General features: G+C 34.8%; 28 protein-coding genes. 4 read left to right on the top strand and 24 right to left on the bottom strand.

The window, feature by feature from the left end; all coding sequences use genetic code 11:
* Positions 1 to 623 precede the first annotated feature (623 nt).
* On the top strand, positions 624 to 830 hold the full coding sequence (locus tag HALSAC_RS0110470) for a hypothetical protein (protein WP_027340220.1): 207 nt from the start codon (positions 624 to 626) through the stop codon (positions 828 to 830).
* 129 nt (positions 831 to 959) lie between these two features.
* On the opposite strand, the gene HALSAC_RS0110465 is transcribed toward HALSAC_RS0110470, so the two are convergent.
* The 23 genes from HALSAC_RS0110465 to HALSAC_RS0110345 form a co-directional block, all read right to left on the bottom strand.
* Entirely contained in the window at positions 960 to 2,096 is a 1,137-nt protein-coding gene (locus HALSAC_RS0110465) for a phage portal protein (protein ID WP_211231339.1), read from the bottom strand.
* Positions 2,097 to 2,209: 113 nt separating this feature from the next.
* Positions 2,210 to 2,572 carry a hypothetical protein gene (locus HALSAC_RS0110460; RefSeq protein WP_027340218.1) on the bottom strand — a complete coding sequence of 121 codons (363 nt, stop codon included), beginning with the start codon at positions 2,570 to 2,572 and terminating at the stop codon, positions 2,210 to 2,212.
* Between the two features lie 68 nt (positions 2,573 to 2,640).
* A complete protein-coding gene (locus HALSAC_RS0110455; RefSeq protein ID WP_027340217.1) occupies positions 2,641 to 2,886 on the bottom strand; it encodes a hypothetical protein in 246 nt (81 codons plus the stop codon).
* 58 nt (positions 2,887 to 2,944) lie between these two features.
* Positions 2,945 to 4,384, bottom strand: a complete 1,440-nt coding sequence (gene terL / locus HALSAC_RS0110450) for a phage terminase large subunit (RefSeq protein ID WP_027340216.1) — start codon at positions 4,382 to 4,384, stop codon at positions 2,945 to 2,947.
* Between the two features lie 107 nt (positions 4,385 to 4,491).
* Complete coding sequence (locus HALSAC_RS15680) at positions 4,492 to 5,070, bottom strand: phBC6A51 family helix-turn-helix protein (protein ID WP_035571774.1); 579 nt, start codon at positions 5,068 to 5,070, stop codon at positions 4,492 to 4,494.
* A gap of 365 nt (positions 5,071 to 5,435) precedes the next feature.
* Positions 5,436 to 7,517 (bottom strand): UvrD-helicase domain-containing protein, encoded by a 2,082-nt coding sequence (locus HALSAC_RS0110440; RefSeq protein ID WP_027340215.1) that lies wholly within the window; start codon positions 7,515 to 7,517, stop codon positions 5,436 to 5,438.
* Between the two features lie 125 nt (positions 7,518 to 7,642).
* A complete protein-coding gene (locus HALSAC_RS0110435; protein ID WP_027340214.1) occupies positions 7,643 to 8,074 on the bottom strand; it encodes an SMI1/KNR4 family protein in 432 nt (143 codons plus the stop codon).
* A 19-nt stretch (positions 8,075 to 8,093) separates the two neighbouring features.
* Positions 8,094 to 8,639 carry an HNH endonuclease gene (locus HALSAC_RS0110430; protein ID WP_027340213.1) on the bottom strand — a complete coding sequence of 182 codons (546 nt, stop codon included), beginning with the start codon at positions 8,637 to 8,639 and terminating at the stop codon, positions 8,094 to 8,096.
* Positions 8,636 to 11,893 carry an ATP-binding protein gene (locus HALSAC_RS0110425; protein WP_425402510.1) on the bottom strand — a complete coding sequence of 1,086 codons (3,258 nt, stop codon included), beginning with the start codon at positions 11,891 to 11,893 and terminating at the stop codon, positions 8,636 to 8,638. The genes HALSAC_RS0110430 and HALSAC_RS0110425 overlap by 4 nt, the downstream gene beginning before the upstream one ends.
* 146 nt (positions 11,894 to 12,039) lie before the next feature.
* Positions 12,040 to 12,618 carry a hypothetical protein gene (locus tag HALSAC_RS0110420; RefSeq protein WP_027340211.1) on the bottom strand — a complete coding sequence of 193 codons (579 nt, stop codon included), beginning with the start codon at positions 12,616 to 12,618 and terminating at the stop codon, positions 12,040 to 12,042.
* A 17-nt stretch (positions 12,619 to 12,635) separates the two neighbouring features.
* On the bottom strand, positions 12,636 to 14,897 hold the full coding sequence (locus HALSAC_RS0110415) for a dynamin family protein (RefSeq protein WP_027340210.1): 2,262 nt from the start codon (positions 14,895 to 14,897) through the stop codon (positions 12,636 to 12,638).
* Positions 14,898 to 14,976: 79 nt separating this feature from the next.
* Positions 14,977 to 15,153: a hypothetical protein gene (locus HALSAC_RS17105; RefSeq protein ID WP_156924177.1), complete on the bottom strand. Its 177-nt coding sequence runs from the start codon at positions 15,151 to 15,153 to the stop codon at positions 14,977 to 14,979.
* 51 nt (positions 15,154 to 15,204) lie between these two features.
* Positions 15,205 to 16,227 (bottom strand): dynamin family protein, encoded by a 1,023-nt coding sequence (locus HALSAC_RS0110405; RefSeq protein WP_027340209.1) that lies wholly within the window; start codon positions 16,225 to 16,227, stop codon positions 15,205 to 15,207.
* A gap of 175 nt (positions 16,228 to 16,402) precedes the next feature.
* On the bottom strand, positions 16,403 to 17,314 hold the full coding sequence (locus HALSAC_RS0110400; RefSeq protein WP_245579463.1) for a helix-turn-helix transcriptional regulator: 912 nt from the start codon (positions 17,312 to 17,314) through the stop codon (positions 16,403 to 16,405).
* Between the two features lie 289 nt (positions 17,315 to 17,603).
* The gene (locus HALSAC_RS0110395) at positions 17,604 to 18,176 is read right to left on the bottom strand and encodes a GGDEF domain-containing protein (RefSeq protein ID WP_027340207.1); all 573 of its coding nucleotides are present in this window, start codon (positions 18,174 to 18,176) and stop codon (positions 17,604 to 17,606) included.
* A 305-nt stretch (positions 18,177 to 18,481) separates the two neighbouring features.
* Entirely contained in the window at positions 18,482 to 18,640 is a 159-nt protein-coding gene (locus tag HALSAC_RS16885; protein WP_084804458.1) for an aspartyl-phosphate phosphatase Spo0E family protein, read from the bottom strand.
* Between the two features lie 128 nt (positions 18,641 to 18,768).
* A complete protein-coding gene (locus tag HALSAC_RS0110380; RefSeq protein WP_027340206.1) occupies positions 18,769 to 19,191 on the bottom strand; it encodes an ArpU family phage packaging/lysis transcriptional regulator in 423 nt (140 codons plus the stop codon).
* A gap of 129 nt (positions 19,192 to 19,320) precedes the next feature.
* The gene (locus HALSAC_RS0110375; protein ID WP_169730092.1) at positions 19,321 to 20,133 is read right to left on the bottom strand and encodes a DnaA ATPase domain-containing protein; all 813 of its coding nucleotides are present in this window, start codon (positions 20,131 to 20,133) and stop codon (positions 19,321 to 19,323) included.
* Positions 20,042 to 20,944, bottom strand: coding sequence for a DnaD domain protein (locus HALSAC_RS16570; protein WP_084804454.1), 903 nt, complete (start codon positions 20,942 to 20,944; stop codon positions 20,042 to 20,044). The genes HALSAC_RS0110375 and HALSAC_RS16570 overlap by 92 nt, the downstream gene beginning before the upstream one ends.
* A 42-nt stretch (positions 20,945 to 20,986) precedes the next feature.
* Positions 20,987 to 21,238, bottom strand: coding sequence for a hypothetical protein (locus HALSAC_RS0110365; protein ID WP_027340203.1), 252 nt, complete (start codon positions 21,236 to 21,238; stop codon positions 20,987 to 20,989).
* A gap of 174 nt (positions 21,239 to 21,412) precedes the next feature.
* Complete coding sequence (locus HALSAC_RS0110355) at positions 21,413 to 21,673, bottom strand: hypothetical protein (protein ID WP_027340202.1); 261 nt, start codon at positions 21,671 to 21,673, stop codon at positions 21,413 to 21,415.
* Positions 21,674 to 21,693: 20 nt separating this feature from the next.
* Entirely contained in the window at positions 21,694 to 22,596 is a 903-nt protein-coding gene (locus HALSAC_RS16565) for an ORF6N domain-containing protein (RefSeq protein WP_156924176.1), read from the bottom strand.
* A gap of 73 nt (positions 22,597 to 22,669) precedes the next feature.
* Positions 22,670 to 22,918, bottom strand: coding sequence for a helix-turn-helix domain-containing protein (locus tag HALSAC_RS0110345; RefSeq protein ID WP_027340201.1), 249 nt, complete (start codon positions 22,916 to 22,918; stop codon positions 22,670 to 22,672).
* 163 nt (positions 22,919 to 23,081) lie between these two features.
* On the opposite strand from HALSAC_RS0110345, the gene HALSAC_RS15665 reads away from it, so the two are divergent.
* The 3 genes from HALSAC_RS15665 (at position 23,082) to HALSAC_RS0110330 (ending at position 25,758) form a co-directional block, all read left to right on the top strand.
* The gene (locus HALSAC_RS15665) at positions 23,082 to 23,522 is read left to right on the top strand and encodes a helix-turn-helix domain-containing protein (RefSeq protein WP_051412184.1); all 441 of its coding nucleotides are present in this window, start codon (positions 23,082 to 23,084) and stop codon (positions 23,520 to 23,522) included.
* Positions 23,512 to 23,835: an ImmA/IrrE family metallo-endopeptidase gene (locus HALSAC_RS15660; protein ID WP_051412183.1), complete on the top strand. Its 324-nt coding sequence runs from the start codon at positions 23,512 to 23,514 to the stop codon at positions 23,833 to 23,835. Before HALSAC_RS15665 ends, HALSAC_RS15660 begins: the two co-directional genes overlap by 11 nt.
* A 243-nt stretch (positions 23,836 to 24,078) precedes the next feature.
* Complete coding sequence (locus tag HALSAC_RS0110330; RefSeq protein WP_027340200.1) at positions 24,079 to 25,758, top strand: recombinase family protein; 1,680 nt, start codon at positions 24,079 to 24,081, stop codon at positions 25,756 to 25,758.
* A gap of 282 nt (positions 25,759 to 26,040) precedes the next feature.
* On the opposite strand, the gene HALSAC_RS17100 is transcribed toward HALSAC_RS0110330, so the two are convergent.
* On the bottom strand, positions 26,041 to 26,202 hold the full coding sequence (locus HALSAC_RS17100) for a hypothetical protein (protein ID WP_156924134.1): 162 nt from the start codon (positions 26,200 to 26,202) through the stop codon (positions 26,041 to 26,043).
* Between the last annotated feature and the right edge of the window lie 621 nt (positions 26,203 to 26,823).

The raw sequence follows: 26,823 nt of genomic DNA, 5'->3' as shown, positions 1-26,823 counted from the left end.
CCAAAAAGGTTGCATCTAAAATGGGGGAGAGGGAAGATTGAGGGAAACGATTTGAGGCGATGAGAAATGACGCATCAGTTTCTCATCTGTCCTCAGCTTGCTTCCGGGAGATAAAACCCTATCTGCTATAGCTCGATACTATATGCTAATGCTGCAAAATAGTTCTCCGTTTCCCTCCGAACTATCTAGCAGCCCCCCTTCCAATCTAAATAAACCAAGGTAGGGGGTTAGAGGCATCATGGCTCGCTTAAATTATTTCTAACATCACATTGTATCGCAAAATATAATCTAATCTGTTCATAAACCACTCAACGCCCAGCTCCCCATCATGCCTAGGTATCACTAAAAAACTTAAACCCCTCTCCACCACCACTGCCCATTCTATGCTCCCAGTCCAAAAAGTAAAGGACTACTCATCCTTGCGTTCCTCCTTGACTTTTTCTCCTTCCAGCAACAAAAGATTATGGGTGGGGAGAGAATGTTTTGAGAACCAACTTATGTTATACACATCTTCAAACTCTACCATCTTTTTATCTTATCTGTTAATTTTTTGTATATTTTGAGTATGAAAGTGGAAAAATATAAATATAAGACAATAACTTAATTAAGGGAGTTGTAATAATATGAAAGAACATCAACAGTTATCCTTAACCTCTGACCTACCCACAGCAGAAGACTACATAAACAAGATTAACAGAATGATGAAAGAAGTAGATAAAGAGATCAGACAACATCCCGCAGGATCACTAAAAACAATTCCTCTCTACTTTGAAAAGCGAAGACTCCTCAAAATCAAACAACGAATAGAAAAAGAGGGTATTTACATCTAATCCCAGATGCAAACACCCTCTTCTAATTTTCACCAACGCCTTATCCCTCTCCGAGTTTTTAAAAACCAAAAAACTCTCCGTGGGCAGAGTTACCCTTTCTTTTTTAACTCGATATTTCTTGCACTGCCCTTATCCCTTATCCCTTGAATTGCTAAACCCTAAATCCAATCGCTCATTAATCTCATCTAAAGACCAACCCATCTGCTTAAACTTATAAGCTGCTTCCACCTTCTCATTTAAGTTCTCCTGTAATGCCTTAACCATACTCGTATCAGCCTTAATCTCTACATTCTCACCAAACTCTTTCGATAAGCTCTTATTAAAGGTATCCAAGACATCCTTCAGATAAGGTATAATCCCATCAAGCCAGAATATCTTCCTTGCAGTCTCAATATTAGAAAGAGTAGCCTTCTCATAAAGGCCAACCATTGGAGGTGGTACTTGAAAGATAGAACAGATATCCTCTCTAGTCATCTTCCTTGATTGTATAAAGTCCATCTCTGTCGGAGATAAGCTCATTGGAATATAATCAACCTGATTGCCCAAGACCCAAGGACCACGCCCCTTAGCACTATATTGTTCCCTTACATGCTCCTTAGCTTCCTTATACTGAGGACCAGTCAAATCATGTTTAAAAGCAAATACCCCATCTGTAATAGCTCGATTCTGCATAGTAACCTTATTCCACTTAATCGCCTCTACATCAGTATCAACAATAGCCGCTGCTGCTTGGAGTGGACTCATCCCCCAGTATGGATTAGCAGGATCAGTAAACATCCCATGAATTACATCCTCAAACTCTAACCTCTCCACCCTATCTCCAACATTATACTCATAATGGCTAATAAACCTCTCCTGGTCTGCTACTGGACCAACCTTATCTGGATCGAGAGGAAATAACTCTACTGGTAGTCCTCCCTTCGATTCCAATCTCACAATTTTAATAATCGAATTCCCACCCAAATAAAGATGAGCAGCCATCCTCTCCATAATATCCTGCATACTATAAAAAGGATGAGGATCATCCAATAAAATCTGTAATGGATGCTCTGGACTATACTCTCCATCCTCATAAACCTTCAGGGGTACACTTGCCACCGTCTTCATAATCCGATAAACACAAGCGTAAACATAACTCGATGCCTTAAACCCCTCCCTAATCGCCCTCCCAGTATCCCAGTCCTTAAACTCCGGCTTACCCCCTCTATAACTAGGTATCAGCCTCGGCCTATTTGCATTAGCCTCCACCCTCAACCCCTTAGCCACCTTCTTAAAAATATTAATTATAACCACCCCAATTTATAAAGATATATTAAAATAAAAAGCACCTACCTCTATCATAAATATAGAGTCTAGGCGCTTTTAAAAGATTTAACATACTATTCAAATGACTTATCAATAATCATTTGAATATGTTTTATTCCTTTCCCTGTTAAAAGAAGTGGCTCTCCTTCAAAATTACCTTTCCTTTTACTTATGTAACCTTTTCTTTCAGCATAACTCATAAAATCCATAATAAATTCTTTATCAAGCTCAAGCCTATTTTCTACAGCTTCAATAGTTGGCTCTATATTATGAAATTTTTTAGCCATATAAAGTTCAAAAAGTGTCTTATCTAAGTGTATCTCATAAAACTCTTCCTCTATTTTTTCTTTTGCTTCTTGATAGGCTCCTTCTTTAATATCTTCTTTTTGTGAATTCATAAACTCCATAACTCTATTTCTAATTTCTTTTGAATCCATTATATCTCCTCCTAATTTTTAATTTGATATAATTAATTATACTTGACTTAATGTTAATTAATACCTTTTTAGTTAATATTATTAACTTTATTTTCAATAGCCTTTTCCTCATCAATTAATAGTGCATAAATCCCATAACTAAAAACCTTCAAAATAAACCCATACCCCACCAATCCTAATAACAAAACTCCAACACTAAACTTAACTACCCAACTCCCAAACAAATCAACCAAAGCCCAAGTAACCAGCCCCCACCCAAGCATCCAAGCCAAACATAACAAAACTTCTCTAAAATACTTAAGAATAATTATCACTCCTTATCCCTTATCCCTTATCCCTTATCCCTTATCCCTTATCCCTTATCCCTTAATTTTAAACCCGTCCGATCATCAACTCAAACCCTTCACTCACCATCTCAGCCAACCCTGTCGTAGCATCTGGCCCATCATCATTCCTATTTTTGCCTGATTTCTGATAAGAGTTCATAGCCTCATAATAATTAGGCCAACGATTCTTCCAATCCTCAGAATAATAAATATGATTCATCACAAAGCTACTATTAGATATAATCCTTGCCTTCTTATTCTTGCTCTGATGAAACCATTGCAGGTCAATCCTTCTTGTCTTATACTCCTCCCATAATATCCTCTCTACATTCCTAGCAAAGCTTCTACCACCATTATTACTCTCAATCTTAACCTTATTAACCCCATTTCTAACCAAAAACTCTGCTGTCTGGGGTTCAGTAACCTCCATTCCTGCTTTGGTATAAAGAACATCAACTATATAAATTTCTCCTTCATACTCTAAACCTGCTATAGCACAGAGGTAATCATCTCCTTGATCAGCAGTATCAATATAGGAGATAATCATTTTTCCTTCTTGATTAGCTGGTAAACAGTTATAAGTACTAAAATGGCTATAAAGCTTACCCTTCTGATCTATCGGCTCCTGGTGATAGTTGGCCTTAAATATCTCTGGCACCATATTAACCTTCAAACTCTGATAACTTTTCTCTGAGAGGAGGCCAGAACATAGCATCTTCCCTTCCTGGTCTTTAGCCTCTAACTTCAATAGATACCAATCATCTGCCTCCGGGCCAACCAATATCCGACCACAGATATCCTTCTTGGCCCACCTAGTCATATTAATAATCTCAATTGCCCCTTCCTCCTTACGAGAAAGAAAGGTCCCACTATACCAGGTCCATATCTTATCCAAGGCCCTAGCATTAAGAGCCGTCTCTGCATCCTTTACTGGATCATCAACTATAGAGATATTACAACCCTTTCCGGTAATACTACCTCCAATTCCAGCACCCTTATAGTTAAAGAACTCACCCTCCAAAGCCCACTGCTGATAAGAACCATTCCCCTTCTTGATCCTACTCTCTGGGAAGATATCTCCATAAACAATCTCATGAGGATAAGTCTTCTCCTGGGCTATTCCATCTCTGGTATAACGAGAAAAATCACTTGCTGCATCATCATTATAGCTACAAGTGATCACCTTATTGCTCTTATCCCTACCCAATGCCCACATACAGAAATTAATCAAAGTCCTAGACTTACCATGGCGTGGTGGCATATTCATCATCAACTTCTTATAAGGGCTCCCATCCTCCTTGACCAACCTACCCTCATAAAGAGCTTGCAAGGTATCGCACAACAACTTTAAATGCCACCTTCCCTCTCTATAAAAGTCCGGGGCCAACATCTTACAAAACTCCCACAAGCTTTTCTTGGCCCTCCTAATCCTCCTCTCCCGCTCAAAAACCAACAATCGCTCCCTATCCCTTCTATCCATATCCATCACCTATGATTAATTTTATTCTTTTCTTTGCTCTTGACTTTCAATTCTTAATCCTTAATTGCTTTCTAACTCTCAATTTTCAATTATCAATTATCAACTGTTCTTTATTATCCCTTAATCTTTTCCAGCTCTTTTTCTAACTCCTCGTCACTCATATAAGATAAATCAATCCTATAGTTCATATCTCCCTTATGCTTAAAATCCCCCTTAATAATATCAGTTGCCTCACCATTCAATAACTGATACAGCTTAAATAACTTCTCCAAAGCATCAATCTTATCAAGTTCTTCCTCTATCTCCTCCACCTTAGTAGAATCCATAATACCATTAATCATATTCAGCAACTTAGGATTGAACTTATCCTTGATCTCATCTAGCCTTTGGTAGTAAACCTCTTTAAAGAATTCATCCTCCAGCCACCTATACAACTGCCTTCTACTGATGTCACACTTCTTGGCTATCTCGGTTTTAGTAAACTCTCCTGAGATAAGAAGTTCTATAGCCTTAAGCTGATTCTGGTCTAACTCCTTACTCTCCACATCTGTGACATTCTGTGACTTCTTTTTGTGTTGCCAGCAGTACCAATTACCTTTAAAGTCTGAGTTGACCTCATTCTTTCTACTACACCTGCTACCATCACCTTTCTTTCCACTACATTTAATGATCTTGGTCTCTTCATCATTCATTTACTGACAACACCCCCTTATTTTTAATTTGTAACTAAAAAAGTCAAAGGCGTTGGCCCTTGACTTCTTTGTGGTTATTGATTACTCTTTTATGTTTTGAACCAACTCTTACTTTGCACTCTTAACTAATTTAAGTTAGTTCTTCACCTTATATTATATCAATAATTTAACTCTTATATCTTCCAAATTTATACCAACTTACTCATACCTACTACTTAGATGGTTTAGATGACACACTTTTACTTACCTCTCAGAAGTTATTATCTTATCAATAAGTATCTTGCCTAACAAGACATTAAAAATATATTTCATTATTCTTATAAAATTTTAGAAAAATAATCTTTATCATTAATCTCTTGCTCCCCTTAACTCTTGCTAACGTAATTTATAAACAACTCCTCTCTGGCTCGAGTACAGGCTACATACTTAACACATTCAATCTGTTTTAAGTCATTTTGACCATAGAACTCTTTAGGGATCTCCCTTCTTACTCGTTGAGCAACCTCTGAATAGTTGGCTATAATTACTGCCCTAAACTCTAGCCCCTTACTACCATGTAATGTGGTGACTGATACCCCATCTCCCGCCTTTGGATATCTGCTCTTCTTTAAAATTGTATGAGGTATCCCTTCATACTCTAAGATACCTTCTATCTTCTTAAAGTCGCCAGAGGTAGGAGTTAAAATTGCTATCTGATAACCCTCAATTCCAGAGTCAAGAAGTTCTCTAACCTGTGATACGATGTAACGATACTGTTCCTTATGGTTATCAAAGGATCTCACCCTAGGCTCTGGTCCTCTAAATAGGCTCTTATACTCTCTAATATAATCTGCATCTACTTGAGAGCTTATAAGCTGACTATCGGCATATCTTCTAATCTGCTCGGTGGTTCGATAATTTAAGGTCAGATAATAGGCCCTACCTACTATATCTATTCCCGCATCCCTCTTCCAACTACTTAATTGGAATATTCTCTGGTTGCGGTCTGAAAGTAACATTAGATTATTCTTACCTGCTTTGACCAAACCTCCCAAAACCTTGAGTTTCATTGGGGATAGATCCTGGGCCTCATCGACTATAATCGAGTTATACCTCGGGCCAACATCTCCTTTCTCCATAGCCTCTACCAATAAAGCGGCTCGATCCTCATAATCTATTAAGCCCCTAATTCTCTTCTCCTCTAGAATCTTCTCCATGAAGGTCCACACATTTCTTCGCTCCTTCTTATATAAAGGCTCTCCTCTGCCAATCCTATCTACATTAAGATACTCCACTAAACTTTTGATATTATTACGCTGTATTACTTCCTTATACTCACTCTTATAGAAGTAAAATGATCTTGGCAACTCCATCTTCAGATAGATTTCCTCCATTAGCTCTTCAAGCTTCTTATAATCAAAGATAGGACGTGGCAGATTATAATCCTTCATAAGGTGATAGATTAAGCTATCTACACCCCAGACCTCTATCCTTCCTTTCACTCCCTTCTGCTCTGCCAACTCCTCCATATTACCCTTAATATAGGTAGCCAACTTCTTGCTGAAGGTACAAAAGAGTATCTTCTCATCCTCTTGGGTAAAGATATTCTTAGCAAGGTGTACAGCTCGGTGCATACCTACCACTGTCTTCCCTGTTCCTGGACCACCCTCTATCAGCGTTGGCCCGTTATAGTCCTTCTTAACATACTCCTGCTGTTTGGGGTGGAGAAATAATTTCCATCGGTCCATACCCTCATCGAGTATATGGTCAAGCTCCTCTATATCCTCTACAGTATAGAACCTCCTCTTAGAGTCCTTATGCTCTAACCCTTCTTCTATGGAGTCGGCCTCTTCTAAGAGATTATCGATGAGTATATTATAGACCTGAGCAACACTCTTCTCACCTGCAATGATATCTATTAGTCCCTCCTGTATCTCCTCAGGCATAAAGGAGATGAACTCTAAGAACTTACCTTCATCTTTGATCTGCATCAGATACTCACCATGAACCTGGTTGATATCTAGTTTGAGTAAATCTTTGATAGTAACACCTTGATCTTCTAACAATGAAGGTCTATTATCGAAGAATTGGTTTATCTCCTCATCACTCATCTCTTCAGCCTGATAGGTCTTTAACTTATAGTCATCATAGAGAAATACCGATCCGAAACTACTCTTGTCGAGGTACTTATTTTTGGCCCAGTCATAGGCATCATCATGGTGGTCCACATATAAGAATATATACTTGTCCCCTTTTTGAGAGAGGATGGCCCTTAGATCTCTATTTATCCTGATACTCTTAAAGCTTGAATCACAATCTGTTCTATGTAGGTCATGGAGTTGGAACCCATTTCCCTTCTCCTGTAATGCAAACTTCTTAAGGCTTTTTTTAATTAACTTTCTTGATTGCTTATCTAAACTATCAAAACTATCTATATAAGAGTCTGATAGAACTATAGCTTTATCCACTCTCTTCACCCTCCTTTGGTAAGTAGTTATTTCTATTAATTATTTCATCAGCATCCTATTGTTTTCCTGCAAAAAAGTTCATAAGAGGACAAAAACCACCAGCAAATGCTAGTGGTTTTTTAGATTTATTTATATAATTTCAATAATAAATCACTAAAACTTTCAGCTATATATTTAATAGAATTATTACTATCTGGTTCTTCATGATCCCAAAAAACAACGTTGGGCACTTTATTTTCACGATAATCAAAGCAGATATAATTTCCAAAGTTATCACTAGCAAATGGATATATATTTTCTGGTAATCTACCCTTTATCCACTCATAAGTATCTAATAAGTTACCTTCTTCTTCATCTACTCTTAATAATGATTTAATTGTAATCTCACTTCTTTCTTTAATATCAAATGCATTAGGTCTAGGTCTAGCTCCATTATTATTCATAATGCACTCAATATAATCTTTAGGAAACTTAATATTCAATTTCTCCTCGATTTGATTAACCCTATCCTCTTTTACATCTTCTTTAGCAAACTTCCAAATTACTTGATTAGACATTTAATTCCCTCCTCTATAATTATCTATTACCTTGACCTCCACCCCAAATTGCTTTTCCGCCAGTATGACCAGTTTGAGCGTGTGTTTTTTCATCAACTAATTGCATTACTCCTGGCTGTTCACTATGATGCCATGTATAACCATCTGGCGTTTCACCTTCCATTATCTGTTCTAGCTGTTCTGAATTAAACTTCTCTTTTAATTCTGGATTTTCAACTACCTCTTTTAATAATTCAGAATTAGCTGCTTGAAATTGCTTCCTATCACTTTCTAAGTGTAAGGATTCGTCTAATTCCATTTCAAATTCTGCTGTAAACTCAGGGAATACACCTTCTATAATTTTTTCACCTAAATCAATCTCTTTCTTTTGAAACGAAACACCTGTTTCAGAATGCCTCAGTCCTTCAAGACCTTCATTACGAGTTTTTATTTTTTCATAATCTTTATTCGCTTCTTCAAAGCTAGTAATCTCCTTAGGTTTTAGTCCTTTGGCAAATTTAGGTATCTCCGACGACTCCTTAACCAACTCTTTTCCAACTTCTTTTAAAATAAAGGACTCTATCATATTATCCCCCCTTTTCTTTCTACTCTTTCAACCCAATTGAAATAAAAATCTTTAAAACCTTCATCATCTTTAGCCTTATTATTTAATAGGTGTTTTACTAAAATATTTTCTAATTCAACATTATTAATTTCTACATAATTCTTAAGCCCAAATTTAAAGTTATCTGTCCAATCTATAAAATCATTAGAATCAAAAGCAAACCTTACTAATCTCTTAGTATCAAAGAACTCTGAAATCATTTCAGATACCTCTTCAAACTTACTCTTATCCCATAATTCCATATTTTCATACCTCTTATAATTATCTAAATTAACAAGTAACTCCTCTTTAATCTTCTTCTTAATCTTTTCTCCTGTTAGCCAGTTCTTTAGTTTCTCTATATCTATATAACTCAAATCTATCTCCTCTTCTAAATTAAATCTTAATAATAACTTTATCAACTGACTACGCATCTCTTTGTCATCTGCAACCTTCTCTTCAATGTTGCTAATATGACTAAAAGGAACTTTTACTTCATACCTATCTATCTTTGCCAATATTGGCTCTAACCAATCATTTTGATAAATTGCTGCTACCCCTGTTCTAAGCTTGGCCAATTCTCTAATTTGATCTTCGTTTAATCCTGCCGCTCTTCCAACTAGTTGCCTATCTTCTTCATCTGGTAGCCTCAATATAATCTTGGTATTGGTATTCTTAATAACTGATTGGTCTAATAAATTTGGTGATTGATCGGCAATTATAAACCCTTCTCCATAACTTCTCATCTCCGCAATGGAATTAGAAATCATTTCAACAGATTTTCCTTGTAAGTTGGCCCCTTCTTGACTCTGGTCTAAAGAGGTCTTTCTAAGCAGATTATGAGCTTCTTCTAGTACAGTAACATGCTTCAAATCGGAACTTTCTCCACTAAAATCAGCATACCTATCCTCTTGTAATCTTAAAAATAATATTCCCATGATTAAGGATTTTGTCTCAACAGACCCTATTCTACTCAAATCTACAATACAATTCTCTTTAAATAATTTTTCGTTTTCTATCTCATCACTGCTAAAAACCCTTCCAACAAGACCATTGGTCAAAGAGTTGACCCTAGTGACTAATGCACCTGTATAATTGCTCTTAAGTTCTTGAGAATAACCTGACTCTTGAATAACCATCGGTAAAACCTTTGCCAAATCTTCAAAGCTAGGATACTCTACAACACCAGAAAAACTGCGTGAATATTCAAGATCCCATCCTTTCATCTCATAAACCCTTTCAATACCCTCTTTTAAAACAGCAGGCATAGCAGCATACATTGGCCAACAAGCATTAAATATCTCTATTAATCTATCAATATGCTCTAATACATGTATCGAATCTCTAAATTTAAAGGGATTAATTTTGAGCATTGGAGTAAATTTAGGATTTGTACCATATACATTTACATCATTTCGACCACCCAAGATACTCTTATACTCTCCTTTAGCAGGCTCAATAGCTAAGAAATTTATCCCCTTCTTATCAAGATTGTCTAATAGATTACAGATTGTATTTGACTTTCCTGAACCCGTAGAACCGGTTATAAAGGTATGCATAGCTAAGCTATTCACATCAATCTCCACTCTAGTATCTTCTGCTTTCCCCATATGAAATATATTGCCTATATCAACTTTAGCTCTTCCCTCTCTGTTATTATGGCTTATTATATTTCTACCAAACTCAGCCATCTCTATGACCGATAGTCCATTAACCGATTTCTTTGGGAATCCAAAGGGAATAGTCAATTCCCTACCGCTCAACAATGACCCTGGAGTAACATAAGGAATATTAAAGTTATTATCTACATCTAAATCTATCAAAGGGTGATGAAACTTCCTTAAGTAATTTTGCATTTCAATTAAATTTATGTCATTACTGTTGTCCCAAGTATTTATAAATGAACTCTCTATTGCAGAGTTTTCTCCTCTGATTATTGCTTTAAAGGTACTAGCAGCTATTTCTGATGTCTGTCTATCATCAGCAATAAAATAGAATGCCGAATTCCACATGCCAAAATCTTTCCCTTCTTTCACCCTATCTAGTTGCCCTTCAATCTCATCCAGTAGGTTCATAACCACCTTATTCTCTAAATTTATCTGTAATGATCTTGAACCTCCCAAAGTATTAGTTTCAGAGTTATTCTTTTGCACAGAATCGGAGGTTGATTCCCCTCTTTGCAAAGTTTTGCTACTACTATCAGAAGTATTAGCAGTCTGGGTATGTCCTGTAGTCTCCGTATCAGTTGAACTTCCAACCATACCTCCTATAACACCACCTACTGCTCCTCCAGCTATAGCTCCAAGAGGGCCTCCAAAAGCAAACCCAATTCCAGCTCCTGCTGCTCCTATAACTCCTCCTGCATTTCTAGTCTTTCCCTTGCTGCTACTTTCATTAACAGAAGTTGAAGTACCTTCTGCATGACTTTGGGTCTGACTTAAGCTATGGTTAACCGTTTTGGTAAATCCTTCAGTAACTCCTTCTGTAATAGCTTTGCTCTCGTTCTCAGAAAAGTTTAAATCTGTTTTAGCAAAAGGAATTAGCTGAGAATATAAATTTTCATAACCCCTTCTAATTTCTTCAATCTTTTGATCTTCAACGGGGTCAGCTATAAAGATTGCTGAAAATTTCTCGCCACTCATTGAATCGATTAACTTCTCAATCCCTTGCACAAACTTCTCCTTATCTTGGTCCTTCAAAGAGGGAATCCCAGAGACTGATGAGACTACCCTATTACTCTCTCTATAAGGAGTTTTTAGCAGACTTTCTGTCAGCTCCTCTATCCTAGAGTTAGTTAAATTATCTACTTCAGTCCCAGCAAAGTTTCCACTCAAGCTCTTCTTTAGAGCATTTTGTGCTGAAGAAGGGGCACTATCTTTAGAAGCTACCTTAATACCTATATAAAAATCAGTTTTCTTACCATCACTATCTATTATTAATATTAAAGAACCTCCAATCGTTTCAATAGTATTATATACACTAAGCAACTTATCTAAATTATCTTCTTTACTATCATAGACAACCTTATTTAATTTAAAAATTCTAATAGAATCTGAAACCTTCAAATTTTTAATCTTATCAGAAACTGGGACTATATCATTACTAGCAAGGTTAATTAAATAGTTCTTTTTGACAAAGTTATCTACCAGATTATAAGCTGAGAAAAGTTCCTCAGCTTTTCTAACATCCAAACTGTTCTTACCTTCTTCTAACACTTGATTTTCCAATCTAGTCACCTACCTTTTCTTATTTTCATGCAATTTTTGTTGATTTTCAAAAAATTCTTCATGTCCTCTATTTAAATCTATTTTTTCATCTTCTCGTTTCTTATTTTCAGAATCTAAAGACGATTTTTTCTTACTACTAAAAGATTTTAGCTCATCTATCTTCTCCGGTTTTGAATCAGGTAAATAACTAGCATTATTATTCCCATCCCTAGAACTATCAATAATGGGTTGTTCCTTATAAGATTGATTAGAGGTCTTGCCAGTTTTAACAGAAGAACTCCTCCCCCTATTATCCCTACTCCTATCAAGAGAAGATTTATCAGCTTTTTTATACCACCTTCCTCTTTCTTGCTGATAGTTACTCTATTATTATTTCTAGTGTTATGTCTCTTACTATTACTTACACTTCCTTTAGAAATTGCCTTGGGTTTAGAGTATAAAGTCTCTCCCACATCTAACAGATGTTCAAAACGCTCTTGTGAAAAGTTATCCATAAATTGACCAATTAACTTCGCTATATAATCCTTATCCCAATCCTCTTTAGCTCTAAAACTTCTCCCATCATGCTCGTCCATCTTAAATCCTTCTACATTATCCCTAATATACTGCAAAGCCCTCCTTATATCATCTCTAGCTGCAGGATCCTTCTGCATATAAGTCGTTAAAGCTACCTTTATGCTTAACATATCACCTTCATTCACCGCTTCTTCTAAGTAACTATCTGGTCTCCACACTATAATCCCTCCTTTAATTAAACCTCTAATATCTTATCTAATTTTAATATAAATCTATCTAGCCACTCTCTCTTCTCTTCAGTTTCAGCTAACCGCTCCTCCAAATTAGATTTATTCGATGATAACTCCTTTAATTCACTTACCTTATCTTTTAATACTTGATCTAATTTGTCTATCTCATTTAAAAAATAATCTTTTAAGCTCTCTGCCTCATAATCGATATGATTTTTAGCATTTTCTATATTCTGATATAAGTTCTTTTTTACAGGTTTAATAAACTCTTCTGCTAACTTAGTTGTATTGACATATGTGCGATCTTCAAATACACCTTTATTCCACCCTTTATTCTCAGTAAAGAATGTCCAAGGCTTATACCACTTTCTATCAGGATTTTTAACCCACTTATCACCCACCCACTTTTTTTGACTATATTGATACTTCTCTACTAGTTGGCTAGGATTGGGTAGATTCTTTGTGAATAGCTCAACCTCCTCACCTAAATTGATATCTTCATCCTCTACATCGATTAGACCTTCAACATACCCCTTATACTCTGCTAATAATTCAGTTGCCTGGACTCTTAACACCTCTGGTACCAACTTTTCTAAGTCAGTTAAGATATTACTCTGCAAACTCTTTATCTCTACCCTTGCCGCATCTGTCAAAGCCTTAGCTTCTGGTATAGTGACTTTGTTATTTTTAAATTTCTCACTTAAATTATATATCTTTCTTTCAATTTTATCTCTAATAGGAGCGATTTTATCTTGTTTATCAATATTAAGGTTCATTATCTTCTCTTTAAACTCTTTGGCCTGCTCTCCCTTAGCTAACTCCTCACCTATTATATTCATTCTTCTATGAATCTCTTCTCTTTTTTGACTATCCTTCTTCATCTTATCCTGTAGATTCTGCATCATTCTCTTCTGTTCTACCACCTTCTTGAAAGAATCTACAGCATGTTTGATTTTAACTGCTATAGCATACTTCTCTATATATTCATTGATAGCTGCTTCGATAGCAGTAATCCCACAATGTTGCAAAGCCTCTAACTCTTCATCATTACTTTCCCTAGCAGCTGCTATCTCCCCGTATAAATCATTCTTTAAACTATTGATTAAAGGAACATATTTTAGAAGGTGCATCTCTTCTTCATCATTAAATAAATCAATCCCATATAAAGTTCTTTTCTGATTTCTGCTTAAATTTTTCCCTTGCTGATTGAGCCTAATAACCTTTGCTAGTTCCGCAGAGACTGGGAATATATTGGGATTTTTTATTCCTTTTTCTTGCAGATATTTTCTGACTTCATTTAAAGATTCTTCAATGCTTTCTCCTCTTTCTGGATCAAGCAAATCAACCTTATTAACTGCAAATATAAAACGATCCTTCGATTGCTTTCCACCTACCTTCATCTGCTCAGCCACCTCTTCTAATAATGTTGAATCGTCATTAGTTGCAAATTGAGCAACATTCAATACATATAAGACCATCGGCTTACTCTCTTCTTTTATTATTCTATAAGTATGGTCTCTATGAGAAGAATTTCTTGCATTATTAGGGCCAGGTGTGTCTACCAATACCAGATTTATTTTATCAGAAGAGACAAAGGGTAGGTTACCTTTTAATTCAATCAGACTTACCTCTGGATTAGAATTTAGCTCTTCCATCTTCTCATAATCAACATCATCAACCTCTTCTATCAACCTATTCTCTTTGTCATAAACTTTACCCTTAAATTGACCTTGACCATTATCCTTTATTGATACTATAGTTGCAGTACAAGCTTCATTCTTTGAAGGCATTAACTCGCTACCCAATAAGGCATTAATTAAGGTAGATTTTCCTGAACTCATTGTTGCTATAACACTGATTGCAAACTCTGAGCTTAGAGCCTTTTCAAATTTATTCTTAATCTCTTTAGATTTTAACTCCTCAAATGGCCCATTTTGCATATCTTCAAATAAGTCCCTCAGATCATTCTCCTTGTCACTACTCCCCTCACCTTCTATATATTCAAGACTTATCTCGAAATTTTTCTCTTTATTATAAAACTCTACTTCTTCTCTTACATCCTCAAAATCAAGTCTTCTCCCTTGAAATTTAATTTTAAAAGAATCTTCATTTAATTCCTCATGTAATATAGAAATTAAGTCAGATATCCAAAACTGCAGTCTTTCTTTCTTAAAAGAAAACAACTTACTATTACTTGCAATTTCATTCCCACCAACTCTAAATTCAGTCTCAATTGTAAATGGATTATGCTTTATAAATACTTCCATAACTCATTTCCTCCTTTATATTATTATCTAACTTAGAACAGATTTTAAACTAATTTAGATTTAATTATTTTAAGCATTGTTATTTTCCAAAGCATTTGACAGAGACTATTAACTTCTTATCTTTTTGACTATTTTTATTCATCTCACCTTGCCAATACTCAATTGTCTCCCGCTTTTCTAAGACCTTCTTAAAAAGATCTAGAATATATTTCATATTCACTTCTATAGAATGCTTTGCCACATATATATTCCCCATCTCTCTTCTATCCTCTTTTGTTTCTATACTTTCAAAGTCTATTTTGAAATTTTATTCTTTTAATTTTATACTTTGATTTATAAACCCTTCAAGTTGAAATATTCCTGTATTCTCTAGACGAAAAATAATTTCTTTCCTGTTCTTTTCTCCTCTTATCTTAGCTACCAATGATGACAGGAAGCTATTGAATAAATTGAAAAGAAAACCAACCTTTAATTTTTTGTTTTGAGCCTCCTCTCTTATCTTTTTATCAAATAAATTATTTAGAATTGAAAATTTATTTAAATTATATCTCTGATCAGAAAATATATCATAAAAGAAACGATAATCTATATTCTCTTTGCTTGATAAACTTTCATCATTTAGAACTTTCCTAAATAAATTAGCTGCATAAGCAGATAAAACTATTAAATTAGGTTCTTCAAAACCTGATTCTGCTAGATATTTTTTTACTTTTAATACAATATCCTTTATATCTTCTCCTGTTTCTATATCAAGTTTGTCTGTTTTATTTAATACAAATAAAACATCAGTTTTTTTATTACCTTTTAGCTTGTTATTCAATTTGTCTAATAATTCTCTATCATCACTAGTAGCTAATTGACTTACATCAATAATATATATTATTAGATTTAGATTAGAAAGACTCAAAATATCATCAACTCTTTCCATATGTAATCTGTCTCTAGAATTATTAGGCCCAGGGCTATCAATTAAGTTAACCCTACTAAAAGAATTTTTTATAAAAGGTAAAGGACCTTTTAAATGAATAGTATCTATGGACTTATCCTCATTCCATTCTTTGACCTTATCTGGTTTAATCTCATTATCTTCAAAAATACTCTTACCATTATAATATGCATATCCTTCAAATTTTTCTATTTCGTTATCTTCGGTTATTCTAATAAATTTAGAAGTACAAGCCCTATTCTCACTTGGAAGTAAATCCTTACCTATTATTGAATTAATAAGTGTAGATTTTCCAGAACTCATAGTAGCTAAAACTAGGACATTATAATTTACTTGCGAATCATTACCTTTTAGTAAAGATCTAATAGTACTACTATTCTCCATTGAACCACTCCCTATCTTTATTATTTTTTGTCAAAAATTTAAATGTATTATTTATCTATTTATAACTATATATATTATAATATAATAGGGTGGACATAAATCGTCTATATGAAAAAATAATTATTTCTATATAACTCAATTTTGGCACTAAAATTTTACTACTTACACAATACCATTATAGACTATAATTACCTAACATCTTTTCCACAGTCCCCTTAATCTCATTACGAAAACTAGCTGGCTCTATTACCTCTAAGTACTCCCCTTGACTCAATAACCACATCTTAATCCCTTCACCATAGACCTCAGCTTCCACAATATACTTATCACCTTCTTCACCTACTATCTGGGCTGTAGGCAGCCTATCCAATATCGCCTCAATCGACCTCCCCCAGAACTTGAATTTAATCCTCATCAGCTTCCCAGTATACATAAATTGTACTCGCTTACGAAACTCCCCTTCTTCAAAGCGCTCACTGTAAGGGATTTTAAACTTCTCCTCTTTAACTTGGTAGCCTTCAACCCTATCTAAGCGATATACTATAGGAAAGTCTATATCTGAACCATCTATATAAGCAATCAGATAGAAATAGAATTCAGAGAAGATAATCCCTACAGGCTTTAAGCACCTTCTGTTGATCTCAGATGAAGTAGCTTTAATATAATCTACCTCCAATATCCTCTTCTCCCTAATAGCCTTGCTAAAGTCCCAAATCATTTCAAAGAGATCCTTACAATGGCTTAGCGGATTATAATGAAAACGCTCATTAGCAATTACCTCTTCGATATGCTTCTTCTCCTTAGGCTCTGCTTGTAGAATCAGCTTATCCAGTAGTTGATTCATCTCCCTTTCATTAAAGGAACGACTCTCCAATAAGACCTTGGTCATAGCCAGTATCTCCTCTTGATTTAGCCAACTGCTATCTCCCCTATTCAATCGATAGCCCTTCTTCTTTCTATCATAAAAGAGCTTAATCTTATCATTATAGTTATAAGAACCAGCAAAGTAGTTCCTTAGTGTCTTTATATCCCTTTGAATAGTTCTCTCATCCACACCAAAACGATCCGCTTCCTCTTTCTTATTCAAGATTTTCCCCTTATTTAACCTTTCAAAGATAGAGATTATCCTTAATGATTTGGATAGTTCACCTTTATTAATAAAAACCACCTTCTTTTATCCTTTATGCCAATATTGAACATCTTAATAGAAATTCGATATAAAACTCCAATCTCCTTTACATTAAATGAAATTAACTGAAAAAATAACATTGTATCTCTAAATTAATACTCTCCTTGAAATGGCTATAAATTATTTCAAAGCAAATCCTTCTCATTCTAGAACATTCACCCCTAGAGATAAGCCCCCATGATATTTTTTAATAACAGACCGTGCAATTTTTACCCTCTCTTTTAGCTTTATAAAGGGCCAAATCCACCCTTTTTAGTGCCTCTTTTGTTCTTATACCATCATCTAGATCATAAACCCCAATAGATACTGCAAAACTTACCTCTTCTCCTTCCACTAAAATAGAAGCTCTATTAATATGGCTATGTAATTTATTTAATACTACTTTTGTCTCCCTAGGCGAACAGTCAAATAGAGCCATTATAAATTCATCTCCTCCATATCTAGCAAGTAAATCAGTCTTTCGAATAACCCCTTCTGCTTTAGCAGCTATATCCTTGATCACCAGATCTCCTACTTGGTGTCCATATTGGTCATTGATTTGCTTAAAGTTATCTATGTCAAACATAATCAGAGAGTAGGGACTATTGCTCTTTTCTAACTCTGATAAGAAATATTCATAATTATAAAGCCCCGTCATTCCATCTTTAATCGCCCTTTGATACATTCTCTCTGCCCTTTGCTTATAATAATTAACCTTCTTTGCTGATTTAAAATTAATGATTACTAGTAAAATTATTGTTAGAATTAGATAGTAGAACATTAAAATCACCCCATTTTTTTAGCTATAACCTATTAATTAATATAATAGCATTTAAGGTATGACAGTTGTTGTCTATCTAGAAAATAAATCTTTTAAATTCATAAGCCATACAACTTTACTCTAAACTAATAAAGTTAACTCTACTTCTTTATCTAAGACTTCTAAGTCAACCTTTATTAAATTCTCTCTCCTGCTCCCAGGCAACTTACTCCCCCTTCTTCTCCCCAAATACTTTTTAAGAGCAAAAAAAGTCAAAGGCCGTTGACCCTTGACTTTAGCTTCACAATTTATATTTATTTAGAAATTTAATCTAAATTATTTATCATATAACTTAAGATCTTCTCATCTAATTCTTGGCTTATTTTAATAGCATCTTCACTAACTGAAGCATTATTTCTAACCTCCTCAACCATCTTAGTTCTCAATAATTCAATCTCTTTTCTAATACAGTTATTATTTCTCACAAAACCACCCTCTTCAAAAATCAACTTATAAAATCAACATTGACTATTGTAAAATCTTGTGGAATCTATTTCAAGTATTAGTGTGATAGATAATTGTCTAACAATATAAACTTTTATCTCTTAACCTTCTATATCAAATCGCCTATACTCTCCTCCAACTTCTCCAAGGCCCTCTTCTTCACCCGATAGTACTGGCTAGCCGAATAAGGAAAGCTACTGCTATTATAGATCATATTATCCCTTTCAACACTATCTTGAAGGTATTTAGCCTCGATTAGAGGTAGCTCTACCTCCTTGTCTAATACTCCTAAGCCAACCTCTATCAAGTCAATAATCCTCTCCTTCTCCTCCTTTTCCCGGGCCAACTTACTGTCCAATCTCCTCTCCACCACATCATAAACTGGATCACAACTTCCTCCACCTTGCACTCTAGGTACTTCATAATCAATCGCCTGCTGATTATACTCTAACTGTATATCAATAGCCTCCACCCTCCGCTTCAACTTCCTATACTCAAGCAAAACCCCAATCAACCTCTTATGCTTACTCACTATAATACCCCCTCGGAAAATAATGTAAAACGCCATCCCTTATCCCCCTCCGAGTTTTTAAAAACCAAAAAACTCTCCGTGGGCGGAGTTACCCTTTCTTTTTTTAACTCGATACTCCTTGCACCGCCCTTATCCTGTCAGTAGGCTATCCAGTATCTCCTCATTCTCCCTCTCGGCTAAAGTCTGCCTTACGCTCTCTTCTGGTGCTTGAATAGGTACGGCCATCCTTTGAATCCTGCTCTTGATCCTATAATCATAAGGCAGATTTTCAACCTTACAGTTACTAGAAAAGATCGTCACCACATCACTTTTAATCCGATAGTTGAAGATATCAAAGAGATGATCATTTGTATCTGCTTTTACCGTCTGTTGGCCTAGATCATCAATTATCAAGACCTCTACCTTCTTGGCTGCCTCTATCAACTGGTGTGTCTTAAGCTCAGAATCCTTACTGTAGGTAGCCCTAATTGCATCAAGTAGCTCACCAGCAGTTGCAAATCTAACTTGGGCTTTATACCTTCTAATCAGCTCATTACCTATTGCCGATACTAGCAAGGTCTTACCACTCCCTGCTCTCTTTGAATGAAAGTAAAGCCCCTTCTTTCTCTTCTTCATCTCATCAAATCTTCGCACATACTCACTCGCCGACTTCTTGCAGATCATAGCATTCTCGATTGCAGACTCTTTCTTATAATAGCCTTTAATCCTATAATCGCTAATAGTAGCTTCGCAGAACTCTTGATCTATCCTAGCAAACTCCAGCTTTGTATTGATTGTTCTTAACTCCCGACAATCACATTCAACAGCTATCAACCTTCCACCCTCTTCTACCACCTCAAAGCCATCACCATTACATCTCTGGTAAGGACACCTTTCCTTCTCTAAGGAGCTTTCTTGCTTTTTGGGCAAGTCTACTGCTTTGGTCCTGCCCACCTTCTCCATTGTTTGGGTTATTATCTCCTGGAGCTTCTCCATCTCTTCTACTCTCCTTCCTATTCTTCTTCTGGAACTGCTTTATTTGATGCTTAGCTTCCTCTACTGAACTCACCTTCTGCTTCACCCAATCGTTAAGCACTCTCTGAACATAAGACATTGCTTTAGCATTTTGAGAACTGGCATACTCCAATCCAAAGATAACTACTTTCTCACCTAGATCGTCAATAAAGGTATCTAATATCTCTAAATGATGCTTGGTTATAGTCCTTCCAAAGATTTTTTCGTAAATTTCCCCTATACTACTACTATCTTTGTAAGTAGTCTCTGTGTAGTCTATGGTATAGGTCTGGTCAGATTGTCCACCAGTGTTGGTCAACTTGTCCACCACCCCTTGGTCACTTTGTCCAGGGGGGTGGTGGTCAATCTGTCCAGCGGGTTTCTCTTTCTCTTTTTCTTGGTCTTTATCTGAACCTTCACTTACCTTCTCCTCCAACCTATCATAGTCAATCGTATACCACTTAGTCTCATCATACCTCTTCTTATTAAAATTAGCTGACAGAAGTAACCCATCTTCCTCTAAGCTATTGATTATCCTTCTTACTGTTCGAGTACTCCAAAACTTAAAGTGCTCCTTCTGCCACTCTTTGTAGGTATTATAAACCCAAGGCCTACCCTGGTGAATATGCTTACTCCTTTGTAAGAAGTAATGTATCTGTTGTAGGACTATAGCTTTATTAATCCCCACCTTCTCAGCCAAACCAGGTTGGATTATCAAAGGTGCTTCGTTTAATAATAAATTACTCATCTTATCACCCATCTCTTATGATTTGAGAATCTAACTACCATAGAAATAAAGCTACTAATAGATAAGGGCCAAATAACTGGTAGCAGCCCTTCTAAGCTCACGATCAAAGGATCTAGTAGCTAACCACTCTAGATCCTTATAAGGCAACTCCCTTAACCTTCTCCCTCTATTTCTTCCTACTCTAACCCTTAAATCTCCCAACTCTTCTAACTCTCTACTCTCTCTATCTTTCTTAACCTTAGTCTGCTTATATATATCAAAGTTCTTCTGTATTCTTCTTACTGTAGCATCAAAGTAATCACTCATTGTACTACCTTCCCTTTTCTGATATAATGAACTTGAGATTTTTTACTATATCTTTGACTGGGTGGTATAGCAGTTGTACCAGAACTGTTATTACCACGCCAGTTACAAAGTATTGAATTTGATGAACAAGATCCAACTTAATCACATCCTCTAATATCTTAAATCTTAGATATACTAACTTACTTCCAGTTCTCCATTTAAGACCTTATGCACAAATAGGGCACTTTCTAATATACTCGCAGAAAGCTCCTCAAGAGTTGGAATCTTAGCCATCTCTTGATGAAACTCATCAATATCCTTAATTCCAAAGTGAGTATAAAGCATATACATACCATACTCTGCCTTCCTCTCAATAATCTCATTACCATCCTCATCAACTAACTCTCTTGGTTCAAAATTTCTCGCCCTTGAAAAGTCTGAATAATCTTTGGCCATTCTCTATTCCTCCTCTAAATTTATTTAACTCTTGCCTCAAAGACCTTATACTTAGTTCCTCTAACAATATAACCCTTCTCCTTCAAATCTCCAGCATTTCCATACTTACCGTCTCTTCTATATCTATCTTCATAATAAATTGCTTCCTTATGATTATTAAACCAATTTACTATCTTATCTGCTCCTATAGGAGTGTAGTAAACTTGATACCAATTTCCATCCTGTTCAACTATCTTGATATTCTCATCTCTATATCTACGGTTATAACCAATCTTAAAGCCCAACTTCTTGGCTATAGATCCAATTAATTGATTATGAGCTATACCACTTACCGTCCTTAAATCTAAATGATGGGCCAAATCACTGGCTATTACATCCTCATCCCTAATCTCAAACTCAACCTTATCAGATAACCTCCTTACATCTTCTTTAACCTCTGCTATCTCAGCTTTACTAGCTGCCATTTCTTGGAGAGCTAGTCCAATCTGTTTGTTCAGTTGTAAGGCTATAGATATATCATCATCTGCCTTCAATCCATTTTTCATCTCAAAGTACTCATCAAGTAATTTATCATACATCTCCCAACTTAGATCATCATTGAAGATTTTAATTAGCTTAGCATAACCTCTTTCACTTAGTAGGTATATATTGCTTGAAGCATTGATTGAGTTTTGGGTTAAAATTCCGCTGTTGCTCAAAGTGACAACGAAATTATTCTCCTTTAAATCAATGATATCTACTTCATCTCTAAACCTTTCTCTATTTCTGTTGATATTTTGATTAACAAATCTCAATTCCTTACCATGAAACTTGGCAATATCCTTAGCTAACATACTCCTTTTACCTTGACCAAAGCCTCCTCCTATCTCTGGAACCTCTCGACCAACAACTTTGGTAGTACCTCGCAATTCTAAATTGTTCAACACTATCAACCCCCTCAAAAATTATTTCCTCTGCTTAAAGTAAACTATAAAATTAAATTTATATTTCTGGGTATCATATAACTACATTTCTATCCTTATTACTGTTTATTTTTTTGACGGTTTTCTTTAAAAAAATATACTCTCTAAAATCTAAATTATTTTTCTCACAATAATTAATCAATTGACAGAAGAACTTATCTTTAGGCAGTTGTTTTCTATTAATTATTTGAGACACTGTAGTCCGACTAACCCCTATAGAATCAGCAAATTGAGTTACATTGCTATTGAATTTTTCTTTAAATAACTTATCAATTTTTTTCATATTAGCTTTAATATTACTCACCCCCTCTTTCAGCTTCTGTTAATATTATAAACAATTATTTTATGTTTGTCAATATTTTAAACAATAAAATGAAAAAAAATTAAACAGTTATGCTGTTGAAATTACTAACACATATAGTATAATTTAATAAGGAGGTGTTAAAATGTTTAACGCTAGTAAGTTTAGAAGTTTGATAGAACAAGCTAGAGGAGATAGATCAAATTCAGAATATGCAAGAGAGTCTAATGTAAGTAGAACTTACATTTCTCAAGCTATCAATGAAAGTCTAGAAAAACCTCCTAGCCCTGAAATTTTAAAAAACTTAGCCAATGTTGCCCAAAATAATGTGACATATGAACAATTAATGGATGCAGCAGGATATTTAGCAGGAATAAATAGTAATAAAAAGAAACCTGAAGATGATATTAGACAAGCTCTATCAGATGAGCCAGAACTATTAGAATTTTTTGATGAGATGACTAAGCGAGATGATTTACAGATGTTTGCCAAGCAATGTAGTCAGCTTAGCCCTAATACAATTAAACGATTAATGAAGATCTCAAAAATCTTTGAAGAAGAAGAAAGGGAACGCTATGGAGGGTAAGTTTAAAGCTGATATGACTTTGCAAGAACTACTCTCCTGGGCCAACTCTTATGATATATATCCTCGCTTGGCTAAGCTTGGCCCAGAGCTATGGGGATACACCTATAAGTCATCTTATGACTCATATCTGATACTCATCAATAAAAATTTATCTTTGGAGCTTCAAAGAAAGGTTTTAGCCCATGAGATTCACCATGTTCTAAAGCATTCCCCTGCTCAACCTTATTTTATAGGCTTAAATATGCAACATACAATCATTGAAGAGGAAGCAGATCAATTTGCTATTGAAATGATGGCTGCAATACAAGTTTAACTTAAGACAAGTAGTCTTTTTTTATTATCTGTTGAAGATATTTTTAACATTTATGTAAATGTCGTCTAGTGACGAAATATGTCTTTTACTTATTACTTTAATTATAATAATATCTTGACTATATAATTAATAGTATTTAGAAAATTTAAGACATATTTTTCTGGAAATATTAATTTGAATTTTTAAACTATATACTATATCTTCATCTTCTAATCCATATACTATGACCAAGGAGTGATTATAGTGAAAAAAGCAGCACTTTATATAAGGGTGTCCACTCACCATCAAATAGATAAAGACTCACTTAAATTTCAAAAAGAAGAGCTTGAGAATTACTCTAAATATGCTTTAGGAATCGATGACTATGAAACTTTTACCGATGCAGGATACTCTGGAAAGAATACTAATAGGCCTGGTTATCAGGAAATGATGCAGAAGATAAAAGCTGGAGAATTTACCCACTTACTCGTTTGGAAGATAGATCGTATCTCAAGAAACTTGGTTGACTTTGCTAAGATGTATGATGAGTTAAAAGAATATAGTGTAGCCTTCATCTCTAAAAATGAACAGTTTGATACCAGTTCTGCTATGGGAGAGGCTATGTTAAAGATTATCCTGGTATTTGCTGAGTTAGAAAGAAAGCTAGCTTCAGAAAGAGTATCCTCTATTATGATTGATAGAGCTCAAAAAGGTCTTTGGAACGGAGCTCCTACTCCACTAGGTTATGACTATAATTCAGATACTCAAAAGCTCATAATCAACTCTGATGAGGCTCAACGAGTTAAATATATCTTTAATTTATATCAACAACATAAATCACTACTCAAAATACAAGATATATTAAATAAAGAAGGTATCAAATCTAAAAACGACTCAAAATGGCATACCAAGACACTCAATCAAATATTAAGAAACCCTATCTATAAAGGTACATACCGCTATAACTATAAAGAATCAGGCCGGGGAGATATAAAGGATGAGGAAGAATGGGTAGTTGTTGAAGATTGCTTTCCTGCTATAATCTCTAAAGATCAATTTAAAGATGTAAACACTATTCTAAATGAGAATCGCAATCGTATGCATACAGAGGTGAAATACACCCATGTCTTCTCTAGCCTTTTAAAATGCGGTGACTGTGGAGAGAGTTACCTTGCCTATCTAGATAGAGCTAGAAGCGATGGCTACAGACCTTCTGCTTATCGTTGCAAAGCCAATTACTTTCCAAAGAGCTCAGATGAAAAATGCTATAATATGATTGGAGAAGTCAACTTAGGTCCCTTCATCTTAGACTATATTATTAACTTAGAGAAAGCTAAGCAAACGGAAATTACTTCCGAGGGCCAACTCCAAGATATCCTTATTGATGGCAAGTACTTTAAAGAGGTAGTTGGGCTAGAATCAAATAGCCTTGCTATGACTTACAAGATACTAACCCAGTCCTCTAATAAAGCCTTCGAAGATTCTGCTAACAACCAAGTTCAGAATAAGGAAATTGAAATATTACAGAAAGAAAAGAAGAAATACGAAAGAGCCTTTGGTCGCCTTGAAGATCTATATCTCTACTCTGATGATTCGATGAGCAAGAAAGATTATCTAATCAAGAAGAAAGAGATTAAAGATAAGATAGATGAAATTAATGAAGAACTCTTCTCTTTAAATAAAGAAAGACAGAATCCAATATTTGATCTAAGCTTCATCAGTGAATTCCCTCAATATTTTTTAACTAAGAAGGTATTTGAAGAAGGGATGAATTATAAAGCCTTAGTACTTCAAAATAAAGATCTGGTCAAAGACTTCATGAGAACTATACTTAAAAAGGTAGTAATTGATGATAAGAAGGTATCAGAGATAGAATTTATAAATGGTCTTAAACATAAGTTTATTTGGGAAGAAGATGCTAAAGGACTCAAAGGAAGAATGTAAAGCAAACCCCTCTAATCCAAGGAGTTAGAGGGGTTTTTATTTATGTTGATTTAATCATATTTACCATGGCAAACGGACAACCGTAGGTTCTAATTAAGTATAAACCTTTATCTTCTACCATTTATATTTCCTCCTTAAAATCAACTATATTATTGTATGCATCAGTAATTATTATAACATAATTTTTTGTATTTAAAAGTAATATTGAGGAAAAAAGAAATTGCAAACTTAAAAAATCTATAACCAATACTCCTCATATAATCTTATTAAGATATTTAATTTTTAGTCTAACTTCTCCTTTATCTCTTCTAAAATATATTTTATCTCAACAATAGCATCTAATGCTTCAAAGGTCTTTTTAATAAATTTAAATCCAACAACAATTAAGCCTCCCCATACTAAAAAGTTAAAGATCTGTATTGATATTGTTATTATTTGGCCCATTAACATACCACATCCTTTTCTTTATAAAACTTTCATTTATTATCTGTTCACCACCTCTTACTCTTACTCTTTCATTCTCATACACCTTATCTCTTATCCCGTCATTAGGCTATCAAATATCTCCTTATTTTCCCTCTCGGCTAGATCCTCTCTTACACTCTCTTCTGGTGCTTAAATCAATACGGCCATTCTTTGAATCCTACTCTTGATTCTATAATCATAGGGCAGCTCCTCAATCTTACAGTTACTACAAAAGATCGTCACCGCATCACTCTTAATCTGATATTTAAAGATATCAAAATACTAACAGCCTTTATCAAAAAATTTCATCTTCATTAGTTTCTAAAGAACTTTTTATTTTTTTGAAACCATAAAAGATATATATTTATTTCCCAATTCTATATTTGTATAGTGTACACAACTAATTCCAACCTTATTGGCTAAAATATATCCTTATTGATGGCAAACAATTTAAAGAAATAATAATTTATTTTATAAATATATTCAAAACACTTCTATTATTACCTTTCTTTCTATCACCTTACGGTCATCTAACGTCCTAAGATTTTACGACCCACATCTACCCCTCCTAAGATAAGCCAACTCCATTTACTTTTCTTC

It is taken from the genome of Halonatronum saccharophilum DSM 13868, from assembly GCF_000517025.1.
Classification (GTDB): Bacteria; Bacillota; Halanaerobiia; order Halobacteroidales; family Halobacteroidaceae; genus Halonatronum; species Halonatronum saccharophilum.
Note: the sequence above shows the minus strand (reverse complement) of the source record. Positions and strands in the feature narration are given on the sequence as shown.